Source organism: Janthinobacterium sp. GMG1 (assembly GCF_034427795.1).
GTDB lineage: Bacteria > Pseudomonadota > Gammaproteobacteria > Burkholderiales > Burkholderiaceae_D > Janthinobacterium.
This window is the reverse complement of record NZ_JAXQNT010000001.1, coordinates 949,839-963,123: the sequence shown is the minus strand read 5'-3', so window position 1 is coordinate 963,123 and position 13,285 is coordinate 949,839. Positions and strand designations below refer to the sequence as shown.

The window sequence follows — 13,285 nt, the reverse complement described above, 5'->3', positions numbered from 1 at the left end:
TAAAGAAGATTATGTCCGATCAAAACAAGCCAGCCACGCCCAAACAGAACAAGAAGCCTGAAAGCAAATACCCGGTCAACATGACGGAAACCCCGTTCCCGATGCGCGGCGACATGGCCAAGCGCGAGCCGCAGTGGGTACAGCAATGGCAAGACAAGAAAATTTATGAGCGCGTGCGCAAGGCTGCCGCCGGCCGTCCAAAATTCATCCTGCATGACGGCCCGCCGTACGCGAATGGCGATATCCACCTGGGCCACGCCGTCAACAAGATCCTGAAAGACATGGTCGTCAAGTCGCGCTCGCTGGCCGGCTTCGACGCACCGTATGTGCCGGGCTGGGATTGCCACGGCATGCCGATCGAGATCCAGATCGAAAAACTGCACGGCAAGAACCTGCCGACGGCCGAAGTGCTGGAAAAGGCGCGCGCCTACGCCAACGTGCAGGTCGAGCGCCAGAAAAAGGACTTTATCCGCCTGGGCGTGCTGGGCGAGTGGGACAACCCATACCTGACCATGGCGCATGGCAATGAAGCGGACGAATTGCGCGCGCTGGGCAAGCTGCTGGAAAAAGGCTATGTCTACCGCGGCCTGAAACCCGTCAACTGGTGTTTCGACTGCCAGTCGGCGCTGGCCGAGGCGGAAGTGGAATACGCGGAAAAACGCGATCCCGCCATCGACGTCGGGTTCAAGTTCGCCGAGCCGGAAAAACTGGCGGCCGCCTTCGGCTTGCCATCGCTGCCGACCGATAACGGTTTCATCGTCATCTGGACCACCACGCCGTGGACCATCCCGTCGAACCAGGCGCTGAACGTGCACCCGGAAGTGAAATATTCGCTGGTGAAGACCGAGCGCGATGGCCAGCCATTGCTGCTGATCCTGGCGCAAGACCTGGTCGTGTCCAGCCTGGCGCGCTTCAAGCTCGATGGCACGACCATCGCCACCTGCGACGGCGCGGCCCTGGCCGGCATCAGCTTCCGCCACCCGCTGCATGCGGCCGACGCTTTCTACGACCGTCTCTCGCCTTTGTACCTGGCCGAATACGTGACCACGGAAAGCGGCACGGGCGTGGTGCACTCGGCGCCAGCCTACGGCCTGGACGACTTCATCTCGTGCAAGGCGCACGGCATGAAGGATGACGACATCATCAAGCCCGTCATGGGCGACGGCAAGTTCGCCTCGACCCTCCCCCTGTTCGGCGGCATGACCATCTGGGAAGCTTCTAAGCCGATCTGCAACGCCCTGCGCGAAGCGGGCGCGCTGTTCGAAGTCAAGATGTTCGACCACAGCTACATGCATTGCTGGCGCCATAAGACGCCGATCATCTACCGCGCCACCTCGCAGTGGTTCGCCGGCATGGACGTGACGCCAAAGGACGGCGGCGCGACCCTGCGCGAGACGGCCTTGAAAGGCATCGCCAATACCGAGTTCTTCCCGGACTGGGGCCAGGCGCGCCTGCACGGCATGATCGCCAACCGTCCCGACTGGACCCTGTCGCGCCAGCGCCAGTGGGGCGTGCCGATGGCCTTCATCGTGCACAAGGAAACGGGCGACCTGCATCCGCGCACGCCGGAACTGCTGGAGCAAGTGGCCAAGCTGATCGAAAAAGACGGCATCGAGGCATGGCAGGCGCTGGACTTGCAAGACCTGATCGGCGACGAAGCGGCCATCTACGCGAAGAACAAGGACACGCTGGACGTATGGTTCGATTCCGGCGCCACGCACCAGACGGTGCTGGGCGGCCCGCAAGGCCACGGTTCGCACTCGACGCAGCTGCAATTCCCGGCCGACCTGTACCTGGAAGGCTCGGACCAGCATCGCGGCTGGTTCCACTCGTCGCTGCTCGTGTCGTCGATGCTGAATGGCCGCCCGCCATATAAAGCTCTGCTGACGCACGGCTTCACGGTCGATGGCGAAGGCAAGAAGATGTCGAAGTCGCTGGGTAACACCCTGGCGCCGCAAAAGATCTCGGACACCCTGGGCGCCGACATCCTGCGCCTGTGGATCGCCTCGACCGACTACACGGGCGAGCTGTCGATCTCCGACGAAATCCTGAAACGCGTGACGGAATCGTATCGCCGCATCCGCAACACGCTGCGCTTCCTGCTGGCCAATACGTCGGACTTCAATCCGGCCACGGACGCCGTGCCTGTCGCGGAAATGTTCGAAATCGACCGCTATGCGCTGGCCAACATGGCCTCGCTGCAAACGCAGATCGAGAACAACTACGCGCGCTACGAATTCCACCCTGTCGTGTCGAAGCTGCAGACGTACTGCTCGGAAGACCTGGGCGGCTTCTACCTGGACATCCTGAAGGACCGTTTGTACACCTCCGGCCTGACGTCGCACGCGCGCCGTTCGGCGCAGACGGCCCTGTGGCACATCACGCAAAGCCTGCTGCGCCTGATGGCCCCGGCCCTGTCGTTCACGGCCGAAGAAGCGTGGGCCGTCTTCGCCGGAGCGGATGCCTATGCCGCCAGCGATGAAACCATCTTCACGCAAACCTGGTGGCAACTGCCGGAAGTTTCGGATGCGGCCGACCTGCTGGAGAAATACACGGCCCTGCGCGCCGTGCGCACGGACGTGACAAAACAGCTGGAAGACTTGCGCACCTCGGGCGCCATCGGTTCGTCGCTGCAGGCGGAACTGACGATCAAGGCCGCGCCGATGAAGTACAAGCTGTTGACGACCCTGGGCGACGACTTGAAGTTCGTCTTCATCACCTCGCAGGCCACCGTGGCCGAAGTGGCCGACGAAGCGGCCGAGGAAGTGGTCGTGGCCGCGTCGACGGCGCCGAAGTGCGAGCGCTGCTGGCACTACCGTGCGGACGTGGGCACGGACGCCGCGCATGCTACCCTGTGCGGCCGCTGCGTCAGCAATCTGTTTGGCGCGGGCGAGAAACGCCGCTTCGCATAAAACGGCGCGGGACAGGTTCCTGCGCCGCTTCCCACCGCCGCTGCCCGCAAGGGCAGCGGCGGCATTATCTTCCCTGGAAAAATATGGCCACTAAAAACCGTTTTTCATCGAAATCGTCGTCCTCGGCATCGCTCGTGCCCTGGCTGGGCATTGCCGCCATCGTCATCCTGTTCGACCAGATCACCAAGATCACGATCCTGAAGACCTTCCGCTATGCGCAAGAGATGGTCATCACCTCGTATTTCAACCTGGTGCTCGCGTATAACAAGGGCGCCGCGTTCAGCTTCCTGTCGGACCAGGGCGGCTGGCAGCGCTATTTCTTCACCGGTATCGCCCTGGCGGCCGCCGTCTACATCATCTACCTGCTGAAAAAGCACGCCGGCCAGCGCATGTTCTGCTGGGCTCTGGCGCTGATCCTGGGTGGCGCGCTGGGCAACGCCATCGACCGTCTGGTCTACGGCCACGTGGTCGACTTCCTCGACTTCCACTGGAAAAGCTGGGGCCATTTCCCCGCTTTCAATATCGCCGACAGCGCCATCTGCATCGGCGCGGCCCTGTTCATCATCGATGAACTGCGCCGGGTAAACAAATAAACACGCAGGAGAACGGCATGGAATTGTCCGGCAAAAAAATCGTCCTGGGACTCTCAGGCGGCGTCGCCTGCTACAAGGCGGCGGAACTGTGCCGCGCGCTGACAAAGGCCGGCGCCTCGGTGCAAGTGGTGATGACGGATGCGGCCAGCCACTTCATCACGGCCGTCACGATGCAGGCCCTGTCCGGCCACCCCGTGCACACGAGCCAGTGGGATGCGCGCATCGCCAACAACATGGCGCATATCGATTTGACGCGCCATGCGGACGCCATCCTGATCGCGCCGTGTTCGGCCGATTTTCTGCGCAAGCTGGCGCATGGCGTGTGCGACGACCTGCTGTCGACCCTGTGCCTGGCCCGTCCCTCCCACCTGCCCCTGCTGGTGGCGCCGGCCATGAATGTGGAAATGTGGCAGAACCCCGCCACACAGCGCAATGTGCAGCAGCTGCGCGACGACGGCATCAAGCTGTTTGGCCCGGCCGCCGGGGAACAGGCGTGCGGCGAAACGGGCCTGGGCCGCATGCTGGAACCGGAGCAATTGCTGACAGAGCTGATCGCCGCCTTCCAGCCGAAGGTATTGGCGGGCAAGCGCGTGCTGGTCACGGCCGGCCCCACCTTCGAGGCCATTGACCCCGTGCGCGGCATCACCAATCTGTCCTCGGGCAAGATGGGCTATGCGGTGGCGCGCGCGGCGCGCGAAGCGGGCGCCGAGGTGCTGCTCATTTCCGGCCCCACGGCCCTGGATGCGCCCTTCGGCGTGCGCCGCATCGACGTGCAAAGCGCGCAGCAGATGCACGATGCCGTGCTGGCCCACGTCGACGGCCAGCATGTCTTCGTCGCCGTGGCCGCCGTGGCCGACTGGCGCGTGGCCAACGCCAGCGACCAGAAGATGAAAAAGCAGGCCGACGGCTCCGTGCCCGAACTGCAGTTCGCGCAAAATCCCGACATCCTGGCCACCGTGGCGGCGCGCACCAACCTGGCCGGCTATCCGTACTGCGTGGGCTTTGCCGCCGAATCGGAAAACCTCGTGGAATTCGGCTCGACCAAGCGCGAGAAAAAGGGCATCCCCCTCCTGGTCGGCAATATCGGCCAGAACACCTTTGGCCAGGACGACAACACCATCATCCTGTTCGACGAAGAAGGCCATACCGTGCTGCCGCGCGCCTCGAAACTGAACCTGGCGCGCCAGCTGATTTCGGAAATCTCGAAGCGGCTGGCAAAAAATTCACTGCTCAAATAAGAATGCCTAAAAACCTACTGCGCGTCGTGATTTGCGGCCTGTGATGCTCACTGTACCTTCGTACAGTTGCGCTTCTCGGCCACAACTCACTGCCGCTCGCTACGGTTTATTAGGCATTCCAGAAACCTTTTTATCAGTCTTAATATAAAGCTTTAATGAAAAATATCGACATCAAGATCCTCGACGCCCGCATGAAAGAACTGCTGCCAGCCTACGCCACACCGGGCAGCGCCGGCCTGGACCTGCGCGCCTGCATCGATGAAGCGATCACCATCGAAGCCGGCCAGACCGTGCTCATTCCCACCGGCCTGGCCATCCACATCGGCGACCCGTCATATGCGGCCATGATCCTGCCGCGCAGCGGCATGGGCCACAAAAACGGCATCGTATTGGGGAATCTGGTAGGCTTGATCGACTCCGACTACCAGGGCCAGCTGATGGTATCGACCTGGAACCGGGGCCAGAGCGCTTTCACGCTCAATCCCATGGAACGCCTGGCGCAACTGATTATCGTGCCGGTACTGCAAGTGGGCTTTAACGTCGTCGAGGAATTCGGCGACAGCGAACGCGGTGTTGGCGGTTTCGGCAGCACCGGCAAACATTAAGGATTTTCTTATGCCAGGTTTCCGCCATCTGATCCCAGCCCCGACTTCGCTGCGCCATCTGGCCTCGCCACTGCTGGTGGCTTGCGTTGCCCTTCTCTCTGCCTGCACCACGCCAACGACGAATGTCAGCGGCCCGTTCAACGTGGTGCCGGCGCCCGATGCGCCCGCCCCGACGGCGCAGCAAAAGGCGGCGCAGGACGAACTGGTGAAGATGGTGGCGCTGCAGGACCGCCTGTCGAAAGTCTCGGCGCCCCTGCTGATCAACAATGCGGACCTGTGCAAGACGTATGCGCGCAACCTGCTGGGCTTCACGGCGCAGAACAAGTATTCCTACCCTGGCATCTATGCCGACGCGGCGCAGGCGGCCCTCGGCTACGGCGAACAGATGCAGGTTTCCGGCGTCTTGCCGGGCAGCGGCGCCGCGCGCGCCGGCTTGCGCAAGGGCGACGGCTTGCTGGCCGCCGAAGGCAAGCCGCTGCCGGCCGGCCCGAAAGCGGAAGGCCCGTTCGGCGCCATCGTCGGCCCGCTGGCCTCGAAAAGCGCGAGCCTGAACATGACCATCGCCCGCGACGGCCAGCAGCAGGACCTGAAAATTCCCGTCACGCGCGCCTGCGCCTTCCGCGTCGCCCTGGGCAATGCGGACAATATCAACGCATACTCGGACGGCGCGCGCATCATGCTCACGCGCGGCATGGTGAATGCGGCGCAAAACGACGAAGGCATCGCCTTCGTGATCGCACGCGAAATGGCGCACAACATCCTCGACCACGCGCGCAGCCAGCGCACTGCAGGCACGGCCGGCAGCATCATCGACAGCCTGGGCGCCGTACAGCCTGACGTATCGATGCTGACGGGTGCCGCCGGCATCAAGGCCATGCCGCAGGAACTCGACGTGCAAGCCGACACCCTGGCCATCTACCTGCTGGCGCGCGCCGGCTACAACGTCGACAACGCCGCCCGCTTCTGGCAACGCCTGGCCGCGCAAGTGCCGGCCACGGTCGCCAATGGCTACACGGCCCTGCACCCTGGCACCAACTCGCGCATGGCCGCCGTCAACCGCGCCGTCATCGACGTGCGCGCCAAGCAGGCAGCGAAAAAGCCGCTGAAGCCTTAACGCAGCAGGTTTGGTCAGGCGCCGGGGAAGTTCGGGAAGTAGGTGCCCATGACCCATGTGAGGGCGCCGCAAAATACCACTGCCAGGAACAGGGCGATGAGCAGTTTGCCAAACTTGGGAATGCCGTCGTCTTGCGTCTTTTGGTCGTTCGACATGAAAACTCTCCGCAGGCTGTTGGAGAGCGTAGTATAGCCACAATATTGAAGAATATTCCATACTTTGCCGCCTACCTGCGGCTTTCCTTTCGCGGCCCATGGACAGCATCGACCTTGAAGTTCTGAAAACCAGCGCCGCCTGGCTCGCCGCCGGCCACCGCTGCGAACTCGTCACCGTCATCAAGACCTGGGGTTCCAGCCCCCGCCCCGTGGGCGCCACCCTGGCCATCTGTGACGATGGCACGGTAGTCGGTTCCGTCTCCGGCGGCTGCATCGAAGATGATTTGATCGACACCGTGCGCGTGCACGGCATCGTGCGCACACAGCCCGACATCGTCAGCTACGGCATCAGCGCCGACGAGGCGCACCGCTTCGGCCTGCCCTGCGGCGGCACCATCGAGCTGGCCATCGAGCCGCTGCATGCTGACAGCCGCGTGGCCGAACTGCTGGCGCGCCTGGAAGCGCATGAACTGGTCGAACGCCGCCTCGACCTGCACAGCGGCGCCGTCACCCTGCAGCACGCCACGCCGGGCGCCGTGCTGGCCCTGGAAAACGGCGTACTCACCACGCAACATGGCCCGCGCTGGCGCTTGCTGATCATCGGCGCCAGCCAATTGTCGCGCTTCGTGGCGCAGATCGCCACGGCCATGGATTACCACGTCATCGTCTGCGACCCGCGCGAGGAATACCGGGGCGGCTGGAACGTGCCGGGCGTGCCCCTGCTGCACGCCATGCCGGACGACCTCGTGCTGGAATTAAAGCTCGACAGCCGCAGCGCCGTCGTCGCCCTCACGCACGATCCCAAGCTCGACGACCTGGCCCTGATGGAAGCATTGAAATCGCCCGCGTTTTACGTGGGCGCCATCGGCTCGCGCGCGAACAACGCCAAGCGCCGCGAACGGCTGCTGCAGTTCGACGTCAGCGCGGAACAGCTGGCGCGCCTGCATGGCCCCATCGGCCTGTACATCGGCAGCAAGACGCCGGCCGAAATCGCCATTTCCATCCTGGCCGAACTGACGGCCGTGAAAAATGGCGTGCCCGACGCCCTGCAGATCCAGCACGCGGCGGCCCTGAGCCCGCCCACTACCGACATCTGCGCCCGCTAAGGCACAAAGCAAGAAACGCGGTGCGCCCGCATCGCTCCCCTGATACCGTCCCTGACTTTGGCCCCCCACCATGACCCTGCTGCACTGGACTCTCCCCCTGCCCGCCGGCTACCGCCGCGACGACGTCATCGCCTTCCACAGCCGCGACGGGGAAGCCGTGGCCGAACAAGTCACGCCGACTGGCCTGCGCAAGGGCATCCTGCTGCAAGGCGTGCCGGTCGTGCTGGATGTGGTCTTCACGGACGCTGCCGCCATCTGCCGCGCCGAGATCGATGGCGATGGCGTTGGCGACCTTGAAACACCGCTGCACAGTGCCCTGCTCAATATCCTCGGCCTGCGCATCGATCCGCAGCCGTTTGCGCAACTGGCCGCCGGCGACCCGCTGCTGGCGCCTTTGGTCCGCGTCAATCCGGGCTTGCGCATCGTGCAATCGGCCAGCCCCTTCGAGGCCCTGACCTGGGCCATCATCGGCCAGCAGATCAACCTGCCGTTCGCCATCGCCCTGCGCCGTACTTTTATTCTGCAGGCAGGGCGCCGGCATGGCAGCGGCTTGTGGTGCTACCCGGAGGCGCGCGACGTGGCGCGGCTATCCGTCGAGGACTTGACCAGCCGCAAATTCTCGCGCGCCAAGGCGGAAACCGTGCTGCGCCTGGCACATCTCGTCAATGACGGGGAACTGTCGCTGGAGCTACCCCCCTCCGGCGACGTGGCGGCGATGTCGCAGGCGCTGCTGGCCGTGAAGGGCATCGGTCCGTGGACCGTCAACTACGCGCTGCTGCGCGGCTACGGCTATGCCGACTGCTCGCTGCATGGCGACGTGGCCATCCGCGCCGCCCTGCAAAAACTGCTCGGCGAAGAGGTCAAACCGGACATGGCGCGCACGGAACAGTGGCTGCGCCAGTACGCGCCGCACCGCACCATGGCGGCCGCCCACCTGTGGGCCAGCCTGCACGCGCCGGAAAAAAATATTTTGCCTGTCGGGGAATAAACGGCAGGCGACAGGCGTCTATCCCTTGCAAGCCCTCAAAACCTCAAGGAGACCATCATGCGCTTTACTACTTTTGCCGCCACCGCCCTTTTCACCGCCTTGTCCGCCCCGCTGGCTTTCGCCGCCGACGTCATGCCCGCCAACGGCATGCTGGTCAACGCCAGCGGCATGACTGTGTACGTGTTCGACAAGGATGTCGCCGACAGCGGCAAGAGCGCCTGCAGCGGCGGCTGCCTGGTGGCCTGGCCCGCCGTCATCGCCACCGAAGCGGCTCCCGCCGCCCCGTATGGCAGCATCAAGCGCGACGACAACGGCGCCATGCAGCTGACCTACAAGGGCAAGCCCCTGTATTTGTACAAGGAAGACAAGAAACCGGGCGACGTGGCTGGCGACAATTTCAAGAACGTGTGGCACGTCGTCAAGCCCTAAGCTCACTATCCCGCCGCCACGATGACCACGCAAGAGGACAGCCGCCAGCTGCAAGCGTGCCTGCCCGGCCTGCGCCGCTATGCGCGCGCGCTGGCGGGCGCCGCGCACGCGGACGACCTGGTGCAGGACACCGTGGAGCGGGCCTGGCGCAAATTCGACCAGTGGCAACGGGGCGGCGAGATGCGGCCCTGGCTGTTTTCCATCATGCATAACCTGCACGTGGACCAGTTGCGCCGCCCCGGCCTGACGCTGCAGGAGCTCGACGACGACACCCTCCTGCCCGCGCCGGAGCGTGCGCCGGGACAGGCCATCGCCATCGGCGAAATGGATGCGGCGCTGGCCCGTTTACCGCTGGGACAGCGCGAAGTCATCCTGCTTGTCGCGCTCGAGCAGATGCCGTACGAGCAGGTGGCGTCCACCCTAGGCATCCCTGTCGGCACCGTCATGTCGCGGCTGTCGCGCGGGCGCGAGCGGCTGCGCGAACTGCTCGACGGCCGCCCCGCCGGCAGCCATGGCGTCCCCACCCTGAAAGTCGTGAAATGACAACGCAAGCCATCAGCGAAGCGCAATTGCACGCCCTGGCCGACGGCGTCCTGCCCGAGGCGCAGCGCGCGGCCATCGACACCCACCTGCGTGCGCATCCCGAGGATGCCGCCAGGGTGGATGCGTGGCGCGAACAGAACCGGCAACTGCGCGCCCTGTTCGACCCCGTGCTGGACGAGGCCGTGCCGCCGACGCTGCGGCAGGCGGCATCGCCACCGGCGGCGAACGGCGCCTGGCAGCGGCACGCCATGCAGGCGGCAACGGCCGTCGTGCTGGTGATTGCCGGCGGCGCGGGCGGCTGGCTGCTGCGCGGCGATGGCGGCGATGCCGGTGCCCTGCGGACGGCCAGCGCCAGCCCGATCTCCCTGGCGCGCAGCGCCGCCATCGCCCATGCCGTCTACACGCCCGAAGTACGCCACCCCGTCGAGGTGGGCGCGGAACAGGAAGCGCACCTGGTGCAATGGCTGTCGAAACGCCTGGGCACGAAATTGCAGCCGCCCGTACTGTCGCCGCTCGGCTATCACTTGATCGGCGGGCGATTGCTGCCCGGCGATGGCGATGGCCCTGTGGCGCAATTCATGTATGAAGATGGCAAAGGCCAGCGCCTGACGCTGTACGTGGCGAAAGAGCGGGCGGGCAGGCAGGAAACGGCCTTCCGCTATACGCAGGAAAAGGACCTGAGCGTGTTTTACTGGATCGACGGCCAGCTCGGTTATGCCCTCTCGGCGGGCCTGCCCAAGCAGGAACTGGGCAAGATCGCCGACGCCGTGTACGCGCAGCTGGAGCAGCCGCGTTAAGTGGCGCTTGCAGTCCGCTGCCGTGCGCGTGATCCGGCCACGTGGATGACGCCAGCCAGCAAGCCCACTACGACACCAAACACCGCCACGCCCGTCCAGCCGAAACGCTGCATCAGCCAGCCGCTGACCGCCACGCCGACGGCGCCGCCGATGAAGGTCGCCGTCATGTACAGGCTGTTGATGCGGCCCTGGGCGGCCGGATCGACGGCAAAGGCGCGCGTCTGGTTGGCCACCAGGGCAGCCTGCACGCCGATATCGAGCACGATGACGCCGATCACCAGCAAGACCAGCGACGAGGCGGCACCCGCCAGCAGCAAGTAGGACAAGGTCACGATGGCGATGCTCAAGCCGATGACCGTGCGCGAACCGAGTCTGTCGGTGGCCCTGCCGCCCAAGGTGGCGGCCAGCGCGCCAGCCGCGCCGATGATGCCGAAGGCGCCGGCCCAGGCGCTGCCCAAATGCCATGGACCGTTGGCCAGCAGCGACGCCAGGTTGACCCAGAACGCATTGAAGCACGCCCACAACAGCGCCTGGATCAGCATAGCTTCGCGCAGCGGGCGATGCTCGCGCGCCAGTGGCCACAGCGATGCCAGCAGCCCAAGGTAGGAGAGCTGGCTGCCCGGTCTCCCGCGTGGCAGCAAGGCCGCCGCCGCGATCCAGACGGGCACCATGAACGCCGCTTCCATGGCGTACACGGCGCGCCAGCCCCAGGCCTCGCCCACCACGCCGGCCACCGTGCGCCCGAGCAGGATGCCCACCATGATGCCGCTGACCACCGTGCCGACGGAACGGCCGCGCTCACCGGGCGGCGACATGCTCGCGGCGAGCGGCACCAGTTGCTGCGGCACGCAACTGACGATGCCCAGGCCAAACGAGGCTCCGATCAGCGGCCAGATGCCCGGTGCCAGCGCCGCCGCCAGGGCGCAAGCGAAGGCCAGCGCGATCTGCCCCAGCACCAGGGTGCGCCGGTCGACGCGGTCGCCCAGCGGCAGCAGCAGCGCCAGCCCCGTGGCAAAGCCCAGCAGCGCCGCGCCGGCGACCAGGTTGACGGCCGCCAGGTCGACGCCCAGACCGGACTGGATCAGGGGCAGGATAGGCTGGGTGCAATAGATGTTGGTGATGACCGCACCGGCGATCACCGCCATCATGAGTATCTTGCCGCGCGGCGCGGATGCCACGGTGGGTGCATCGGGCGGGGGTGTGGGCGTGGGGCGCATGGCGCTCTCCTTTTAAATTACCGCAGCAACAGGCCGCAGCGAAGAAGACCAGCTTACGTACTTGCACCGATAAAGAGAATCCCATAAGATTGAGAATCATTCTTCCAAAATTCGATAGGATCAGATGAGAACACGCCATGGATAGGCTGGAATCCATGACCATCTTGCTGGCGGTGGTGGACGCAGGCAGCCTGTCGGCCGCCGCGCGCCATCTCTCCATGCCGCTGGCCACCGTCAGCCGCAAGGTGGCGGCGCTGGAAGCGCACCTCAACACGCGGCTGCTGCACCGCACGACGCGCCAGTTGTCGCTGACGGAGGCCGGTCTATCCTACGTGACCGCGTGCCGCCGCATCCTCGAAGAGATCGGCGAAGCGGAGCGTATTGCGACGGGCGAATATGCGGCGCCGAAAGGCGAGCTGACGATCACGGCGCCCGTCATGTTCGGACGCCTGCACATCGTGCCCGTGGTGGCGGCGTTCCTGGCCCACTATCCGGACATCGAGATCAAGCTGGTGCTGACCGACCGCGTCCTGCACCTGATGGACGAGCAGCTCGACGTGGCCGTGCGCATCGGCGACCTGCCCGACAGCAGCTTCATGGCGACGCGGGTCGGCACCGTGCGCCGGGTCGTCTGCGCCAGTCCCGGCTACCTGGCAGCGCATGGCACGCCAGCTGCGCCGGGCGACCTGGCAGCCCATGCCTGCATCAGCTTCGAGGTGCTGGAATCGCGGCGCGCCTGGGTCTTCGGCACGGGCAAGGCTGCGCAGTCCGTGTCCGTGCATTCGCGCCTGGCCGTCAATACGGTGGACGCGGCAATCGCCGCCGCCACCCTGGGCGCGGGCGTGATCCGCGTACTGTCGTACCAGGTCATGGACGCCCTGCGCGACGACAGGCTGCGCATCGTGCTCGCACCGTTCGAAGCGGCGCCCTTGCCCGTCAGCCTGCTGCACAAGGGACAAGCGCCGCTGCCGTTGAAATTGCGCGCCTTCCTCGATTTCGTCACGCCGCTGTTGCGCGCCGTGGCACTGGACGTCAGCCCAGCGCGCGCCTGAGTTCCGCATAGGCCTCGACCAGCCGCTCCTTCGAATAGCCGCGATTGAGACCACTCGGATTGGGCAGTATCCACACGCGCGCACCGCCGAAGCGCTCCGGCTGCTCGCCCCACTCCAGCTGGCGTTTTCCCGTCATCGCCGCGTAGGCGGCCTTGCCCAGGAAGGCAATCCACTGCGGCTGCGCCAATGCCAGTTTGTGCTGCAGGCTCGCCGCCGCTTGCGCGAATTCATCCGCTCCCACCTGGTCCGCGCGGCTGGTCGGGCGCCCGACGGCCGCCGTCAAACCGAGCCCGAAACCGAGCACGCTGGCATCGTCCTGCGGTGCCACCAGATGCGGCGTGAAGCCGGCCAGGTGCAGCACGGGCCAGAAGCGGTTGCCGCGACCGAGAAAATGGTGGCCGGCGGCCGCCGCGTCCACGCCGGGATTGAGGCCGCAAAATACCACCTGCAAGCCGGGAGCGAGGATGTCGGGCAAACCCGGCGCCGTTGTGATGTATGTCATGGAAAACTCCGATATCAGAAGCCGCAGTATGCCA

Annotated in this window: 14 protein-coding genes; 11 read left to right on the top strand and 3 right to left on the bottom strand. The window is 65.3% G+C overall.

The genetic code is table 11. The annotated features are described in order from the left end of the window. The first annotated feature begins 11 nt into the window (after nucleotides 1-11). The 5 genes from ileS (at nucleotide 12) to SJI03_RS04355 (ending at nucleotide 6,462) form a co-directional block, all read left to right on the top strand. On the top strand, nucleotides 12-2,912 hold the full coding sequence (ileS, locus tag SJI03_RS04375) for an isoleucine--tRNA ligase (RefSeq protein WP_099377984.1): 2,901 nt from the start codon (nucleotides 12-14) through the stop codon (nucleotides 2,910-2,912). Nucleotides 2,913-2,995: 83 nt separating this feature from the next. Next, the gene (gene lspA, locus SJI03_RS04370; protein ID WP_035821479.1) at nucleotides 2,996-3,505 is read left to right on the top strand and encodes a signal peptidase II; all 510 of its coding nucleotides are present in this window, start codon (nucleotides 2,996-2,998) and stop codon (nucleotides 3,503-3,505) included. A gap of 17 nt (nucleotides 3,506-3,522) precedes the next feature. After that, the gene (gene coaBC, locus SJI03_RS04365) at nucleotides 3,523-4,743 is read left to right on the top strand and encodes a bifunctional phosphopantothenoylcysteine decarboxylase/phosphopantothenate--cysteine ligase CoaBC (RefSeq protein WP_322426366.1); all 1,221 of its coding nucleotides are present in this window, start codon (nucleotides 3,523-3,525) and stop codon (nucleotides 4,741-4,743) included. 155 nt (nucleotides 4,744-4,898) lie between these two features. Beyond that, nucleotides 4,899-5,348, top strand: a complete 450-nt coding sequence (dut, locus tag SJI03_RS04360; RefSeq protein ID WP_034785229.1) for a dUTP diphosphatase — start codon at nucleotides 4,899-4,901, stop codon at nucleotides 5,346-5,348. Nucleotides 5,349-5,358: 10 nt separating this feature from the next. Continuing rightward, the gene (locus SJI03_RS04355; protein ID WP_099377986.1) at nucleotides 5,359-6,462 is read left to right on the top strand and encodes a M48 family metallopeptidase; all 1,104 of its coding nucleotides are present in this window, start codon (nucleotides 5,359-5,361) and stop codon (nucleotides 6,460-6,462) included. A 14-nt stretch (nucleotides 6,463-6,476) separates the two neighbouring features. On the opposite strand, the gene SJI03_RS04350 is transcribed toward SJI03_RS04355, so the two are convergent. Further along, entirely contained in the window at nucleotides 6,477-6,617 is a 141-nt protein-coding gene (locus SJI03_RS04350) for a hypothetical protein (RefSeq protein WP_162995759.1), read from the bottom strand. 98 nt (nucleotides 6,618-6,715) lie between these two features. Here SJI03_RS04350 and SJI03_RS04345 point away from each other — a divergent pair, with 98 nt between their 5' ends. The 5 genes from SJI03_RS04345 to SJI03_RS04325 all read left to right on the top strand — a co-directional run bounded on the left by SJI03_RS04345 (nucleotide 6,716) and on the right by SJI03_RS04325 (nucleotide 10,480). Beyond that, nucleotides 6,716-7,723, top strand: a complete 1,008-nt coding sequence (locus SJI03_RS04345; protein WP_322426365.1) for an XdhC family protein — start codon at nucleotides 6,716-6,718, stop codon at nucleotides 7,721-7,723. A gap of 70 nt (nucleotides 7,724-7,793) precedes the next feature. After that, nucleotides 7,794-8,711: a DNA-3-methyladenine glycosylase 2 gene (locus SJI03_RS04340; RefSeq protein WP_322426364.1), complete on the top strand. Its 918-nt coding sequence runs from the start codon at nucleotides 7,794-7,796 to the stop codon at nucleotides 8,709-8,711. 57 nt (nucleotides 8,712-8,768) lie between these two features. After that, a complete protein-coding gene (locus SJI03_RS04335; protein WP_322426363.1) occupies nucleotides 8,769-9,140 on the top strand; it encodes a hypothetical protein in 372 nt (123 codons plus the stop codon). Nucleotides 9,141-9,161: 21 nt separating this feature from the next. Then, complete coding sequence (locus SJI03_RS04330) at nucleotides 9,162-9,683, top strand: RNA polymerase sigma factor (RefSeq protein WP_322426362.1); 522 nt, start codon at nucleotides 9,162-9,164, stop codon at nucleotides 9,681-9,683. After that, a complete protein-coding gene (locus tag SJI03_RS04325; RefSeq protein WP_322426361.1) occupies nucleotides 9,680-10,480 on the top strand; it encodes an anti-sigma factor in 801 nt (266 codons plus the stop codon). Before SJI03_RS04330 ends, SJI03_RS04325 begins: the two co-directional genes overlap by 4 nt. Here the strand turns inward: SJI03_RS04325 and SJI03_RS04320 are convergent. Continuing rightward, nucleotides 10,477-11,697, bottom strand: a complete 1,221-nt coding sequence (locus SJI03_RS04320) for an MFS transporter (RefSeq protein WP_322426360.1) — start codon at nucleotides 11,695-11,697, stop codon at nucleotides 10,477-10,479. The two genes, SJI03_RS04325 and SJI03_RS04320, sit on opposite strands and share 4 nt — an antisense overlap. 137 nt (nucleotides 11,698-11,834) lie before the next feature. On the opposite strand from SJI03_RS04320, the gene SJI03_RS04315 reads away from it, so the two are divergent. Beyond that, nucleotides 11,835-12,749, top strand: coding sequence for a LysR family transcriptional regulator (locus SJI03_RS04315; RefSeq protein ID WP_322426359.1), 915 nt, complete (start codon nucleotides 11,835-11,837; stop codon nucleotides 12,747-12,749). Here the strand turns inward: SJI03_RS04315 and mug are convergent. Further along, a complete protein-coding gene (gene mug / locus SJI03_RS04310; protein WP_099378182.1) occupies nucleotides 12,730-13,251 on the bottom strand; it encodes a G/U mismatch-specific DNA glycosylase in 522 nt (173 codons plus the stop codon). The two genes, SJI03_RS04315 and mug, sit on opposite strands and share 20 nt — an antisense overlap. Between the last annotated feature and the right edge of the window lie 34 nt (nucleotides 13,252-13,285).

Bases quoted from the DNA above. Each gene is read 5' to 3' on its own strand.
- ileS (WP_099377984.1), top strand. From the start codon at position 12: ATGTCCGATCAAAACAAGCCAGCCACGCCCAAACAGAACAAGAAGCCT.
- lspA (WP_035821479.1), top strand. From the start codon at position 2,996: ATGGCCACTAAAAACCGTTTTTCATCGAAATCGTCGTCCTCGGCATCG.
- coaBC (WP_322426366.1), top strand. From the start codon at position 3,523: ATGGAATTGTCCGGCAAAAAAATCGTCCTGGGACTCTCAGGCGGCGTC.
- dut (WP_034785229.1), top strand. From the start codon at position 4,899: ATGAAAAATATCGACATCAAGATCCTCGACGCCCGCATGAAAGAACTG.
- SJI03_RS04355 (WP_099377986.1), top strand. From the start codon at position 5,359: ATGCCAGGTTTCCGCCATCTGATCCCAGCCCCGACTTCGCTGCGCCAT.
- SJI03_RS04350 (WP_162995759.1), bottom strand. From the start codon at position 6,617: ATGTCGAACGACCAAAAGACGCAAGACGACGGCATTCCCAAGTTTGGC.
- SJI03_RS04345 (WP_322426365.1), top strand. From the start codon at position 6,716: ATGGACAGCATCGACCTTGAAGTTCTGAAAACCAGCGCCGCCTGGCTC.
- SJI03_RS04340 (WP_322426364.1), top strand. From the start codon at position 7,794: ATGACCCTGCTGCACTGGACTCTCCCCCTGCCCGCCGGCTACCGCCGC.
- SJI03_RS04335 (WP_322426363.1), top strand. From the start codon at position 8,769: ATGCGCTTTACTACTTTTGCCGCCACCGCCCTTTTCACCGCCTTGTCC.
- SJI03_RS04330 (WP_322426362.1), top strand. From the start codon at position 9,162: ATGACCACGCAAGAGGACAGCCGCCAGCTGCAAGCGTGCCTGCCCGGC.
- SJI03_RS04325 (WP_322426361.1), top strand. From the start codon at position 9,680: ATGACAACGCAAGCCATCAGCGAAGCGCAATTGCACGCCCTGGCCGAC.
- SJI03_RS04320 (WP_322426360.1), bottom strand. From the start codon at position 11,697: ATGCGCCCCACGCCCACACCCCCGCCCGATGCACCCACCGTGGCATCC.
- SJI03_RS04315 (WP_322426359.1), top strand. From the start codon at position 11,835: ATGGATAGGCTGGAATCCATGACCATCTTGCTGGCGGTGGTGGACGCA.
- mug (WP_099378182.1), bottom strand. From the start codon at position 13,251: ATGACATACATCACAACGGCGCCGGGTTTGCCCGACATCCTCGCTCCC.